Raw genomic sequence first — 13,602 nt, 5'->3', positions numbered from 1 at the left:
TGCGACAGATGCGGGCGCTCCGGGATCATCGCTTGCTAACTTGCCGGCTTCAGCCTGACGAACATGTAGCGCGAATTGCCCCAGTTCGGCACCGGGTTGGTGTAGGGAATCTCCGCGGTCGGAAAACCCGTCCAGTAGGTTTGATCCATGGCGGTGAACACGTTGTAGGCCATCAGAGGGATGGTCGGCATCTCCTTCACCGCGAGCTTGACATAGTCCTTGCCGAGCTCGATCGATCTGGGATCATCGAAACCGACGGTGCGTATCTCCTCGATGATCTTGTCGAGCGCGGGATTGGACCAGCGTTGCCAGTTGCGCAGCGGCTGCGGCTTGCCTGGTTCGGCGACGAATTGGGAATGCCAGCTGTCGAGGAAGTAGGACAAGTCCTGGTGGCCGCCCCAGGTCTCGACGCTCCAGCCGATGAAGGTGTCGAAATCGCCCGCCGCCCGCCGTGTCGGCAACGTCCCTTGCGCGACGTCGATCTTGGCATCGATGCCAGCCTGCTTCCACAACTGCACGATCATCGTGCCGGCCCTTGTCATCACCGGACGCAAATCGCCCTCGACCATGACGCGGACGCTGAAGGGTTTTCCGTCTGGCGTGATCCAGGCGCCGCCTCGCTTGCTGAAACCCGCCTTCTCCAGAAGCTCCTGCGCAGCTTGCGGATCCGTCTTCCACCAGCCCCTGCCGAACGCCTTGGCGATCTCCGCCGGATCGGTCGGTATCTGTTCGCCCATGGACGGCCGCAGCATGTCGGCAATCTGCTTGCCGATCGTCGCCTCATACGGCTTGATCTTGCGCTTGCCGGTATCGATCTCGAAGGCCCTGAGCCAGTCTTCCATCGGCTCATGGTAGGTCGCCGGATGGGTTCCAGTGGGCGGCACGCCGATCGCCGAGATGGTGGCAGCGCCGCGATAGGCCGCCATCGAAACAGCCTTGATGTCGATCAACAGCGCCAGCGCCCATCGCACGTCCGGGTTCTTGAAGGTCTCATTCTGGGTGTTGAAAATCACCGCAGGAAGCGTCGGATCCGGATGACCGTAGGGAAAACCCTTGAACCAGGCTCGCGTCGTCTTGCTCTGCCTGGCGAGAGCAAACATCCCTTCCGGCGCGATGTCATGGATCACGTCGAGCTCGTGGTTGAGCTGCGCAATGACCCGCTTGTCCGGTGGTCCGGGATCGACATAAGCGAGATATTCTGGACCCGGCTTGCCGAAGCGCGCCAGCGTGGTTCGCTGCCAGTCGTCGCGAAGCCGCCAGATGTACCATTTTCCGTCGGGATCGTAGCTGTGCAGCACGTAGGCGCCGAGCGAGACCGGCTTGTTGAAATCGAATTTGACGGGGTCTTCGACCTTGTCGAAGACATGCTTGGGCAGGATCCACACTGCGCCCCAGCGCACCGTGAAGTTGGTGTGGAAGCGTGAATTTGGCTTCTTGAGCTTGAACACGACGGTGTGGGCATCCGTCGCATCGACGGAAGCCACGTTGCTCGCCAGCACTGCACTGAAGCGCATGGCCGGATTCCGGATCTGGGTCACCACGGTTGCGACAACATCGTCGGCGGTGAATTCGACTCCGTCACTCCAGAAGATGCCGCTGCGCAGCCTGACCGTCATTTCGGTGAAGTTGGCGTTGTATTGCGGCTTGTCGGACGCCAGCGAATTGTCCCAGACACCGTCGAGGCCGCTCTCGGGATCGATGTACCAGAGCGTATCGAGCGCGACTTGCTGCAAGCCGTTCGACTGCGACCCGGCATTGATCGTCCAGATGTTGAACCAGCCGGCGTTCTTGACGGTTCCTTCCGGATTTTCCAGGATCAGCAGATCCTTTCTCGGAATATTTTGCGGAATGCCCTGCGCGACGCCCGGCGTCTGCAGCAGGAGCAGCGAGCCGAGCACGCACGCACCTGCCAGCAATGCACGAATGAAGCGCATTATCTCCTCCCGGTGCAGCCCTTTTCGACGCTTGCTTTGACTGGATGCTAGAAGCGCCGGAGTCGATGAACAACAGGAATCTTGGGCCGCCACGAGTTCGCTTCCATGCGACTGCGCACGCCCTCTATTGATCTCCCGGTGCAAAGGTCGCACTCAGTCGATGAAAAACTTGAACGCTCGCTCCAATCCATCATGGGGCGGCGGCACATCAAGATATAAGCTATTAATTTTACTGAGATATTCCGACCGCGATTGGCTTAATGTGATTGGACCGATCGGGACATCGGATTGATGAGGCTTCCGCTGCCCGGCTCTTTCCAGGGCTGGATGGGCATGAATGAGAAGCGGAAATCGCGTCTTCGGATTCTCAGTCCACTCGTCAGATCGCGATCGCGCCGGCGATCATATGGCCCCTCCTCCGTTCACTGGGCGGAGGTCGCCGCTGCGGCGCGCGCCAGATTGGCTTCATACTGTCCCTTGGCGGACAGATATTGCTTCGGCCAGCTGACCGCGGTGATACCGATGCGTGCGGCCTCGTGCAGCGTCCAGGCGGGATCGGCAAGGTGCGGCCTCGCAATGGCGCAGAGGTCGGCGCGGCCGGCGGCGAGGATCGAGTTGGCGTGATCGGCCTCCGAGATCGCGCCGACCGCGATGGTCTCGATGCCGACCTCGTTGCGGATGCGATCGGCGAACGGCGTCTGGAACAGGCGACCATAGATCGGCCGCTCTTCCTTCCAGACCTGGCCGGAGGAGCAGTCGATCACGTCCGCGCCAGCCTGCTTGAACATCGCAGCGAAGATCGCTGCATCGGCCGGCGTGTTGCCGCCCTCGGTCCAGTCGTGGCAGGACAGTCGCACCGAAATCGGCCGATCCGGCGGCCACGCTGCGCGTACCGCCCTGAACACTTCCAGCGGAAAGCGCGCACGGTTCTCGTGACTGCCGCCGTATTCGTCGGTCCGCCGGTTGGTCAGCGGCGACAGGAAGCTCGACAGCAGGTAGCCGTGCGCGCAATGGAGCTCGAGCCACTCGACACCGGCCTCGGCCGAACGGCGCGTTGCCGCAACGAAATCGTCGCGCACGCGGTCCATATCGCTGCGGTCCATCGCCCGCGGCACCTGACTGTGCGGCAGATAGGGCAGCGCCGAGGCCGAGATCAGCGGCCAATTGCCCGTCTCAAGCGGCTGATCGATGCCTTCCCATGCCAGCCTGGTCGATCCCTTTCGCCCGGCATGGCCGAGCTGAATGCCGACCTTGGCGTGCCCAAGGCTGTGGATCAGCTCGACGAGCCGACGCCACTGCGCTGCTTGAGCGTCGTTCCAGAGGCCGAGGCATCCCGGCGTGATCCGCGCATCCGGCGAGACGCAGGTCATTTCGGCGAAGATCAGCGCGGCGCCACCCATGGCGCGCGCGCCGAGATGGGCGATATGGAAGTCGTCGATGAGCCCCTCCTGCGCCGAATACATCGCCATCGGTGAGACCATGATCCGGTTCGCCAGGCTGAGGCCCCGCACGCGGTGCGGCGTCAGCATCGGCGGCGGCACGCGCTCGCCGTCCTTCACGGAAACCCCCGCGCGCGCGGCGAACCAGCGCTCAAAACCTTCCAGCCAGGTGCGATCGCGCAGGCGCAGATTTTCGTGGCTGATGCGCTGCGAGCGCGTCAGCATCGAATAGAAGAATTGCGGCGGTTCCAGCGTGTCGGCATACCGGTGGCCAACCACCTCGAACCATTCCATCGCGTTGCGTGCAGCGTTCTGGATGCGCGCGACATCGACGCGGCGCACTTCCTCGTAGGCCTCCAGCACGGTCTCGATGCCGTCGCGCTCGTGACCATGACGGTCGAACTGGTTGGCGAGCTCGATGGCATCGTCGAGTGCGAGCTTGGTGCCCGAGCCGATGGCAAAATGCGCGGTGTGTGCGGCATCGCCCATCAGGACGACATGAGAGCGTCCGTTGAACACGCTCCATTTCCCGCAAATCAAACGGCTGAAATTGAGCCAGGCCGAGCCGCGCAGATGGCGGGCATTGGTCAGGAGTTTTGCGCCGTCGAGCGTCTCGGCAAAGATCTTTTCGCAGAACTCGATCGACCCTTGCTGATCGAGTTCGCCGAGGCCATGGGCGTTGTAGGCCTCTTCCGTGGTCTCGACGATGAAGGTCGAGGTCTCGGCGTCGAACTTGTAGATATGCGCCTGGAACCAGCCATGCTCGGTCTTCTGAAAATCGAACGTGAAGGCGTCGAACGCCCTTTTGGTCCCGAGCCAGATGAAGCGGTTGGGACGGATCACCATGTCAGGCTGGAACTGCTCGGCGTAGCGGGCTCGGATTCTCGAATTGACGCCATCGCAGGCGACGATCAGGTCGGCGTCGGGAAACTCGAGGTCGGATTCCACGTCGCGCTCGAAGACGAGCTCGACACCCAGCGCCTCGCAGCGACGTTGCAGGATGTTGAGCAGGTGCTTGCGTCCGATGCCGATGAAACCATGGCCGGTCGTGCGCTGGCGCGTCCCCTTGAAGACGAGCTCGATATCGTCCCAATGGTTGAACGCGTCCTCGATCTCCGCTGCACTCTCGGGATCGGCAATGCGCATTGCCTGCATCATGGCGTCGGAGAACACGACGCCCCAGCCGAACGTGTCATAAGGCTTGTTGCGCTCGACGACGGTAATGATGTGCTCCGGATGCCGGCGCTTCATCAGCAAGCCCAGATAAAGACCGGCCGGGCCGCCGCCGATACAGACTATGCGCATGATCCCTCGCTTTCGCGCGACGCGCCGTGTGCCGAGCCTGCAAACCCCTGGGAATGCCGAGCCGCAAATTACTTTAAGTATAAAATATTTTGCCGGGACACAGGTTGTCAAGGCTGTTGTCGGAGGCTTTGGGCCCGCCACACCGGTTGCTGCCGAGCCCTCCACGGCATCGAGGCTCCGCCAGTTGCGGACTTCGCAAGCACGGCCCGGTGGCATCGCCAATATCGAGTCCATCGACGCACCCCGAATTCACGGCCGGCGTCGTTGCCTTGAGTTCTATCTGTACGAGCTTGACGCGCACCCACAACTTCCTGCCCAACTCAATGGGGGCTCGACAAACCAAGGACGCCACTTCCCCGAGAGTTACATCCACCGACGCCTATTGCACCGCAGAACGATTTGCGACGCACCATTCAAAATGAGACTGCCCGTTAAGCCGCGCGTGGTTCTGACGCGTGCGCTGCATCCGAGTTCGGATAGCTTCCCTCCCAAGAACCGTTGACGAACCGCTCGCCTTGCCAAAACGCCGCACCGTGCGGTGAACACGCGAGGGTGCGGTGAAAAACAGCGACAAGAACGCCCCAGGGAGGAGACCAATGTTGAAAGGCAGTCTAGGACTGATCGCGTTGAGCAGCCTGTTGTTGTCGGGCACGGCCTTCGCGCAAGAGAAGATCAAGGTCGGCGTCACCGCGACGCTCGAAGGCACCTACACCGTCCTCGGCGAGGACGGCATCCGCGGCTTTCAGACGGCCCTCAACGTGCTTGGCAAGAAGATCGGCGACAAGGAGCTCGAATTCGTCATCGCCTCGACCGACGCGACGCCGGACTCCGCAGTCCGGGCCGTACGAAAATTGATCGAGCAGGACAAGGTGCAGATCCTGCTGTCGCCGCTATCCGGCGACGAGGGCATCGCGGTCAAGAATTTCGCCAAGACCCATCCGGAGCTGACCTTCATCAACGCCGCCTCCGGCGCCCAGGAAACGACCTATGTCGATCCCGCGCCGAACTTCTTCCGCTACAACATGGACGGCGCGCAGTGGCAGGTCGGCCTCGGCAAATATGCCTATGAAGAGAAGAAGTATCGCAAGATCGCGACCGTCGGCGAGGACTATTCCTTCATCTACACCCAGGTGTTCGGCCTCGTGCTCGAGTTCTGCGGCGCCGGCGGACAGGTCACCAACCGGCAATGGGTGCCGCTCGGCACCAAGGACTTTGCCTCGGTCATCGCCGCCCTGCCCGACGACGTCGACGCGATCTATCTCGGCCTCGGCGGTGCCGACGCCGTCAACTTCCTCAACCAGTATCAGCAGGCTGGCGGCAAGGCGCATCTGATGGGCGGCTCGATCATGATCGACCAGACCATCCTGTCATCCAAGGGCAACGCCAAGAACGCGCTGGTCGGCACGCTCGCCGCGAGCGGCCAGGCCGACACCTGGGAAAATCCGGGCTGGCAGAAGTTCGTGAAGGATTATCAGGACGCATTCCCGCCGAACAAGCGCTTCCCGAGCCCGTCGCTGCTCGCCACCAACTATTACGGCGCGACGATGGCGCTGATCCTGGCACTGCGTCAGGTCAATGGCGATCTCTCCAACAACCAGACCAAGTACAAGGAAGCCCTCGCCAAGATCGAGCTCGATGCGCCGAACGGCAAGATCAAGCTCGACTCCAACCGTCAGGCGATCGGCACCAACTTCGTCACCGAAGTCGTCGACGACGGCAAGGGCGCGTTGTTCTCGAAGGTCGTGAAGGTGATCCCGAACGTCAACCAGACGCTGGGCTACGACCCCGCGGTGTTCGCCAAGATCGGTCTGCCAAGCCGTACAGTACCTGAATGTAAGAAGTACTGACGTAGTCGCATCAGCGACGCCATGACTGACCGGGGAGAGATTTGCAAAGAGCGCGACACGTGCGCCCTTGCATTCTCTCCCCGGTTGTTGAACGCTATCAAAAAAGGACAAGAGCTTCTGGGAGAGAAGGCATGAGCCGGGCGCTCGCCGTCTTCCACGGCCGCTTCGGCCGGGCGACGGTCTATCAGTTGAACCGCCCTTTCAATATCCACGCACATCGCGAAGGTCATTTGATCTTCCATGTCGGGGGGCGTTCCGCATGCATCGACGTCAACGATGGACGCTACGAGCTCACCGAAGGTTCCGTGGTTGCGGTCAACCCGTGGGAGCCGCACAATTTCCTGCCGTCAGACCTCGACGGCGGCGCCGTGTTCTTCGTGCTCTATGTCAACGCCGAGTGGTTCGCACCCGATGCGCCCGGCGCCGACCGCCTGCGCTTCGGCCGCACCCAGTTCACGCGCTCAGCTGCACTCGACAGGCAGATCAGGCACGCGGCGGCTCTTGTGTGCGGCGCGCCTTCCCTTAACAGCCTGGATGGCGAACTGAGACGGCTGATCGACGTCTGCTACGACGAAAGCTGGCAGCAGGCCCAGGCGGCGCGCGATCCGCGTGCGAACGGCTCCGTCACCGATTTTCGCGTGCGAAAATGCATCAAGATGATGTCGGAGAGCCCCGGCGCCGAGATCGAGCTCGACACCATCGCGCGCGAATCCGGGCTGTCGCGGCCGCATTTCTACCGGTTGTTTCGCACCCAGACCGGCGTCACCCCGCACCTCTATCTCAACACGTTGATGATGGAGCAGGCGCTGGAGGCGCTGGTGGCAAGCGAGGCGCCGATCGCCGATATCGGCTTCGATCTCGGCTTCTCCTCGCAGAGCGGCTTCACCCGTTTCTTCGCCGCCAACGTCGGGATGGCACCGACCGATTATCGCCGCGCGGCCAAGGTTTTGCGCGCCTGACCGGCGTGCGAAAAGATACTCACGATCAAATGCGCCCCCGTCGGTCCCGTTAGGATGTGCGGAACGCGATCCCGAAAAGAGGATCGCGGCCGATAGGGAGCGCATCTCATGGCATGGCTTGCGGCCGGCAACGGTCTGCGTGCGACCTCGCCCCGCAAGCGGGACGCGGTGAAGCCATGACCCGCTTTGTCGAGCGCCATCCCGCCTGGGCCCTGATCGTCATCATCGCGATCGCGGTGATGCTCTGGTTGATCTTCGCGGTGTGGCCGGCAGGGCTTGAAGAGGCCATTGGCCGCAAGCGGGTCTTCCTCAATGCACTCTTCAACGGCATCACGCTCGGCGGTCTTTATTTCCTGGTCGCCAGCGGCTTCACGCTGATCTTCGGCCTGATGCGCAACGTCAATCTCGCGCACGGGTCGCTCTATCTGTTCGGCGGCTATGTCGGCTACGCCATCAGCGCCTCGACCGGGTCCTGGGTTCTGTCGTTCATCGTCGCCTTCATCCTGACGGCGCTGGTCGGTGTCCTGCTCCAGGTCCTCGTCTTCCGCCGCATGGAGGGGCAGGATCTGCGCCAGACCATGGTGACGATCGGGCTCTCGATCGTGTTCGCCGATCTGATGCTGTGGGCCTGCGGCGGCGATTTCTACCAGATCCAGACTCCGAATTGGTTGATCGGTCCGATCGAGCTGCCGCTGCTCACGGCGATCAAATCCTCGGGCGAGCCGGTCTATTTGCGCTATCCGATGGTCCGGCTCGTGATCTTCCTGGCGTCCGTCATCATCGGCGTCGCGATGTGGCTCGCGCTCAACCGCACCCGGATCGGCATGATCATCCGCGCCGGCGTCGACGATCGCGATATTCTTGCTGCGACCGGCGTGCGCATCCAGATCGTCTTCGTGCTCGTCTTTGCGCTTGGCGCGGGCCTTGCCGGCGTCGCCGGCGTGGTCGGCGGCACCTTCCAGTCGCTCTCCCCCGGCGAGGACATCCGCTTTCTGCTTGCATCCCTCGTGGTCGTGATCGTCGGCGGCATGGGCTCGATCCCTGGTGCCGCGCTCGGCGCGCTGATCATCGGCCTCGCCGAGCAGCTTGGCTCGGTCTACATCCCGACCTACGCCATCGTCGTGACCTTCCTGATCATGGTGCTGGTGCTGGCCGTGCGGCCGCAGGGCCTGCTGGCGAGACGCTGATATGTCCGTCACCCACGATGCCCGCGTTGAGGTTCACAAGCCCGGTTCGACGGCACAGCGTCCGGCCGTGCGTGGATGGCCAGACATCAACAATCCCGCGGCCTGGATCGTGGCAGCGATCCTCCTGATCATGCCGCTGATCGCCAACGGCTTCTTCCTGATCGAGATTTTTGCGAGCACCCTGATCCTCGGCACCATCGCGCTCAGCCTGATGTTCCTGGCCGGTTATGGCGGCATGGTCAGCCTGATGCAGCTCACCATCGCGGGCTTTTGCGCTTACATGGTCGCGGTGTTCGGCGCCAGCGGCAACGCCAATATCAGCTTGGGCTGGCCGTGGTGGCTGGCGGTGCCGATGGCACTGACGCTCGCGACCATCTTCGGCACGCTCGGCGGCGCGCTCGCGGTGCGCACCGAGGGCATCTACACCATCATGATTACGCTCGCGATCGGCGCGGCGTTCTACTATTTCACCAATCAGAACTGGGCGATCTTCAACGGCCACACCGGCATCAACAACGTCTCGACGCCGCATTTCTGGGGCGTCAACTGGCGCGCGGACATTCCCTTCTATTACATCGTGCTCGCGGTCGCCGCGCTCTGCTATTTCGCCGTCGACTACATCGCCCGTGCGCCGTTCGGCCTGGCACTCCAGGGCGTGCGCGACAATCCGCGCCGCATGGCCGCGCTCGGCTTCAACGTCAATGCACACCGCGTCGCCGCCTATGCGGTCGCGTCCTTCATCGCGGGCCTGGCCGGCGTCCTCCAGGTCTGGAACTATCGGCAGATCTCACCGGGCACGGTTAGTGTCGGTGCCTGCATCGACGTCCTCATCATCGCCATCGTCGGCGGCATCACCCGGCCGGTCGGCCCCTATATCGGCGCGCTGGTGTTCGTCCTGCTGCGCACCTTCGCACTGGATTTCCTCGTCAAGATCGGGCTCGACGGCAATCGTTTCCGCCTGCTGATCGGGCTCGGCTTCCTTGCCATCGTGTTCTGGTCGTCGGACGGCGTCATCGGCCTGTGGCAGCGGTGGCGCAAGAGCCATCGTCCCCAGACGGATCGCCCAGGCGGAGGGCGCGGCCATGGATAGCGTCGCCCAGCGGCTCTCGGCCGTCGGCGCCGGTGCCGCGCTAGAGTTGCGCGGCGTAACGCGGCTGTTCGGCGCGCTGGCTGCGCTGACCGACGTCACCATCACCGTGCGGCCCGGCGAGCGCCGCGCCGTGCTCGGCTCCAACGGCGCCGGCAAGACCACGCTGTTCAACTGCATCACGGGCGATTTCCCGCCCTCCTCCGGAACCATCCGCTTCTTCGGCGAGGACGTTACGCACTTCCCGCCCTATGAGCGAATTCGCCGCGGCCTGCGGCGGACCTATCAGATCTCCGCGCTGTTTCCCGGTCTCACCGTGCAGGACAATGTCTATCTCGCCTGCCGCGGCGTCTCGCGCGGCCGGTTCTCGTTCCTGCGTCCCGGTCAGAACGACGCGCTGATGCACGCGGCCGATAATCTGGTGCAGGCGGTGCATCTGACTGCGGTCAAGGACCAACGCGTCGCCGAGCTCGCGCATGGCCAGCAGCGCCAGCTCGAGATCGCGCTGGCGCTCGCCGGCGCGCCGCGCTTCGTGCTGTTCGACGAGCCCGCCGCCGGACTCTCGCCGACAGAGCGGGCCGAGCTCGTCGAGATCCTGACCTCGCTGCCGGCGCATATCGGCTACATCATCATCGAGCACGACATGGACGTGGCGCTGCGCGTTGTCGAGAGCGTGACGATGATGCACAACGGCCGCATCTTCAAGGAGGGCCCGCCAGAGGAAATCCAGTCCGACCCCGAGGTGCAGGAGCTTTATCTCGGAGGCGGCCATGAGTGAGGTCCGCCGCGCGCCCGCTGCGCTCGAGGTCCGGGGCCTCGACGTCTATTACGGCCATTCCCATGCGTTGCAGGGCGTCGACCTCTCCCTCGACGCCGGCGTGTTCTCCGTGGTCGGCCGCAACGGCATGGGCAAGACCACGCTGTGCAAGGCCATCATGGGCCTGGTGCCCGTGAGCGGCGGCTCGATCCGCTTTCGCGGTGAGGACATCACGCGGCGGCCGCCCGCTCACATCGCGCGGCTCGGCGTCGGCTACGTGCCGCAGGGCCGCCGGCTCTGGCGCTCGCTGACCGTCGACGAGCACTTGCGGCTTGCCGGCGGCATGCGCTCCGGCGCCTGGACCGTCGAGCGCATCTACGACACCTTCCCGCGGCTCGCCGAGCGCAAGGACCATGGCGGCGGCCAGCTCTCCGGTGGTGAGCAGCAGATGCTCGCGATCTCGCGCGCACTGCTCACCAATCCGCAGCTGCTGATCATGGACGAGCCGACTGAAGGGCTCGCGCCCGTCATCGTCGCCCAGGTCGAGGAGATGCTGCAGCAGCTGGGCGAAGATGGCAACATGGCCGTGCTCGTGATCGAGCAGAACATCGGCGTGGCGACCGCGATCTCGCGCAATGTCGCGATCATGGTCAACGGCCGTATCAACCGCATCATCGACTCCGTGCGGCTCGCCGCCGACCGCGAGCTCCAGCAGCGCCTGCTCGGCGTCGGCCTTCACGCCGAGCTGGAGCCGGACAGCGATGCGCCCGCGGCCGGTGCCGACGCCAGGCCGGCCCCTCAACCCGCGCGCGCGAGCGGCCCGATCCGCATCTACATCTCCAACCCGACCCCACCGACGCGCTGGTCCCAGCCAGTGCCGATCGGGCGGATCGAAGCAGCTGCCCGCACGCAGTCGACCCAGGTCGCACGCCTCGACGAGACCGCGCGGCGCAAGCGCGAGCCGGTGACTGCACAGACCTCCGGGCCGCCGGTCGTGCTGGTCGTCGGCACGCTCGACACCAAGGGCACGGAACTCCGCTTCATCCGCGACATCATCGCCGAAAGCGGCCTGCGCACGCGGCTGGTCGACGTCTCCACCAGCGGCAAGCACGCGACTTGCGATGTCTCGGCACAGGAGATCGCGCTGAACCACGGCCGCGGCGGCTCCGCCGTGTTCGGCCCGGATCGTGGCGCTGCGGTGACAGCGATGGCGGATGCGTTTGCCAATTGGATCAAGCGCCAGGGCAATACCGCCGGCGTGATCTCGGCGGGCGGCTCGGGCGCGGCCTCGCTGGTTGCGCCCGCCATGCGCACCCTCCCCGTCGGCGTCCCGAAGCTGATCATTTCCTCGGTCGCCTCCGGCGACGTCGCGCCCTATGTGGGCCCCGCCGACATCACCATGATGTATTCGGTCACCGACGTGCAGGGCCTCAATTCGATCTCGCGCGCAGTGCTGTCGAACGGTGCCAACGCCGTCGCCGGAATGGTCAAGGCTCGGCTCGATCAGCGCGAGGCCAGGGAACGCGCTGCCAGCACCAGCCTGCCGTCGGTTGGCATCACCATGTTCGGCGTCACCACGCCAGCGGTGCAGAAGATCGCGGCCGATCTGAGCGATGACTTCGAATGCCTTGTGTTCCACGCCACCGGGGTTGGCGGCCGCTCGATGGAGAAGCTGGTCGACTCCGGCCAGCTCGCCGGCGTCATCGATCTCACCACCACCGAGATCTGCGACCTCCTGATGGGCGGGGTGTTTCCGGCGACCGACGATCGCTTCGGCGCGGTCATTCGCAGCCGCCTGCCCTATATCGGCTCGGTCGGCGCGCTCGACATGGTCAATTTCGGCGCGCCAGACACCATCCCCGAGCGTTACCGCGACCGCAAATTCCACGTCCACAATCCGCAGGTGACGCTGATGCGCACGACTGCGGAGGAGAACGAGCAGATGGGCCGCTGGATCGGCGAGCGGCTCAACCAGATGGATGGACCGGTGCGTTTCTTCCTGCCCGAGGGCGGCGTCTCTGCACTCGATGCCCGCGGCCAGCCATTCTGGGACCCTGAGGCTGATACCGCCCTGTTCCGCGCGCTGGAGCGCACGGTGCGGCAGACTGGCAACCGCAAGCTCATCCGCGTCAAGCAACACATCAACGATCCCGAGTTCGCCTCCACCATCGCAAGCGCGTTCCGAACACTGTTCGGCCGCGCCGGGGCGCGCCGGAGACTAGCGAGGTGACCGATGGCCCGGTTTGAACGCGCAACACTCCTGAAGCGATTTCGCGAGATGGCGAAGCGCGGCGAGCCGATCGTCGGCGGTGGCGCCGGCACGGGCCTGTCGGCCAAGTGCGAGGAAGCCGGCGGCGTCGATCTTATCGTGATCTACAATTCCGGCCGCTACCGCATGGCCGGCCGCGGCTCGCTCGCGGGACTGATGGCTTACGGCGATGCCAATGCCATCGTGCTGGAGATGGCCGGCGAAGTGCTCCCCGTGGTCAACAAGACCCCAGTGCTAGCCGGCGTCAACGGCACCGATCCGTTCCGCGACATGGACGTATTCCTCGATCAACTCAAGGCGCTCGGATTTTCCGGCGTGCAGAACTTTCCGACCGTCGGCCTGATCGATGGCGTGTTCCGCGCCAATCTCGAAGAGACCGGCATGTCCTACGCGCTGGAGATCGACATGATCGCCAAGGCCCGCGAAAAGGATCTGCTGACGACGCCCTATGTCTTCAGCGAGAAGGAAGCTGCCGCGATGGCGATCGCCGGCGCCGACATCATCGTCTGCCATCTCGGGCTCACCACCGGCGGCACGATCGGGGCGCAGACCGCGCCCAAGCTGAAGGACTGCCCGGCGCGCATCGACACCTGGGCCTCGGCTGCGCTGAGCGTCAATCCCGACATTCTGGTGCTCGCCCATGGCGGCCCGATCGCGGATCCGGCTGACGCCGAGTTCATCATGAAGAACACCCGTTACTGCCACGGCTTCTACGGCGCCTCCTCGATGGAGCGGCTGCCGGTCGAGCGGGCACTGACGGATCAGGTCCGCAAATTCAAGGCGATCGGCGCGCGCTAACGCCTGCAAGATTGAGGGAG

The 13,602-nt window shown here is 64.1% G+C and carries 9 protein-coding genes; 7 read left to right on the top strand and 2 right to left on the bottom strand.

Going from position 1 to position 13,602, the window contains the following annotated elements; genetic code table 11:
* Positions 1-35 precede the first annotated feature (35 nt).
* The gene (locus AB7532_RS13125; protein ID WP_441235206.1) at positions 36-1,934 is read right to left on the bottom strand and encodes an ABC transporter substrate-binding protein; all 1,899 of its coding nucleotides are present in this window, start codon (positions 1,932-1,934) and stop codon (positions 36-38) included.
* Between the two features lie 422 nt (positions 1,935-2,356).
* Positions 2,357-4,678 (bottom strand): bifunctional salicylyl-CoA 5-hydroxylase/oxidoreductase, encoded by a 2,322-nt coding sequence (locus AB7532_RS13120; protein WP_441235205.1) that lies wholly within the window; start codon positions 4,676-4,678, stop codon positions 2,357-2,359.
* Between the two features lie 596 nt (positions 4,679-5,274).
* Between AB7532_RS13120 and AB7532_RS13115 the strand changes: the two genes are divergently transcribed.
* The 7 genes from AB7532_RS13115 to AB7532_RS13085 all read left to right on the top strand — a co-directional run bounded on the left by AB7532_RS13115 (position 5,275) and on the right by AB7532_RS13085 (position 13,582).
* Positions 5,275-6,525 carry an ABC transporter substrate-binding protein gene (locus tag AB7532_RS13115; RefSeq protein WP_441235204.1) on the top strand — a complete coding sequence of 417 codons (1,251 nt, stop codon included), beginning with the start codon at positions 5,275-5,277 and terminating at the stop codon, positions 6,523-6,525.
* Between the two features lie 131 nt (positions 6,526-6,656).
* Positions 6,657-7,484 (top strand): AraC family transcriptional regulator, encoded by an 828-nt coding sequence (locus tag AB7532_RS13110; RefSeq protein ID WP_441235203.1) that lies wholly within the window; start codon positions 6,657-6,659, stop codon positions 7,482-7,484.
* Positions 7,485-7,660: 176 nt separating this feature from the next.
* Positions 7,661-8,671, top strand: a complete 1,011-nt coding sequence (locus tag AB7532_RS13105) for a branched-chain amino acid ABC transporter permease (protein WP_441235202.1) — start codon at positions 7,661-7,663, stop codon at positions 8,669-8,671.
* Between the two features lies 1 nt (position 8,672).
* Entirely contained in the window at positions 8,673-9,761 is a 1,089-nt protein-coding gene (locus tag AB7532_RS13100; protein ID WP_441235201.1) for a branched-chain amino acid ABC transporter permease, read from the top strand.
* Positions 9,754-10,536, top strand: a complete 783-nt coding sequence (locus tag AB7532_RS13095; RefSeq protein WP_441235200.1) for an ABC transporter ATP-binding protein — start codon at positions 9,754-9,756, stop codon at positions 10,534-10,536. Before AB7532_RS13100 ends, AB7532_RS13095 begins: the two co-directional genes overlap by 8 nt.
* The gene (locus tag AB7532_RS13090) at positions 10,529-12,745 is read left to right on the top strand and encodes an ABC transporter permease (protein ID WP_441235199.1); all 2,217 of its coding nucleotides are present in this window, start codon (positions 10,529-10,531) and stop codon (positions 12,743-12,745) included. Before AB7532_RS13095 ends, AB7532_RS13090 begins: the two co-directional genes overlap by 8 nt.
* Positions 12,746-12,748: 3 nt before the next feature.
* Positions 12,749-13,582 carry a phosphoenolpyruvate hydrolase family protein gene (locus tag AB7532_RS13085; protein WP_441235198.1) on the top strand — a complete coding sequence of 278 codons (834 nt, stop codon included), beginning with the start codon at positions 12,749-12,751 and terminating at the stop codon, positions 13,580-13,582.
* Positions 13,583-13,602 lie beyond the last annotated feature (20 nt).

Origin of the sequence: Bradyrhizobium sp. 930_D9_N1_4, from assembly GCF_052076015.1 — a bacterium.
Taxonomy (GTDB): Bacteria; Pseudomonadota; Alphaproteobacteria; order Rhizobiales; family Xanthobacteraceae; genus Bradyrhizobium.
This window is presented reverse-complemented; position numbering and strand designations above follow the sequence as displayed.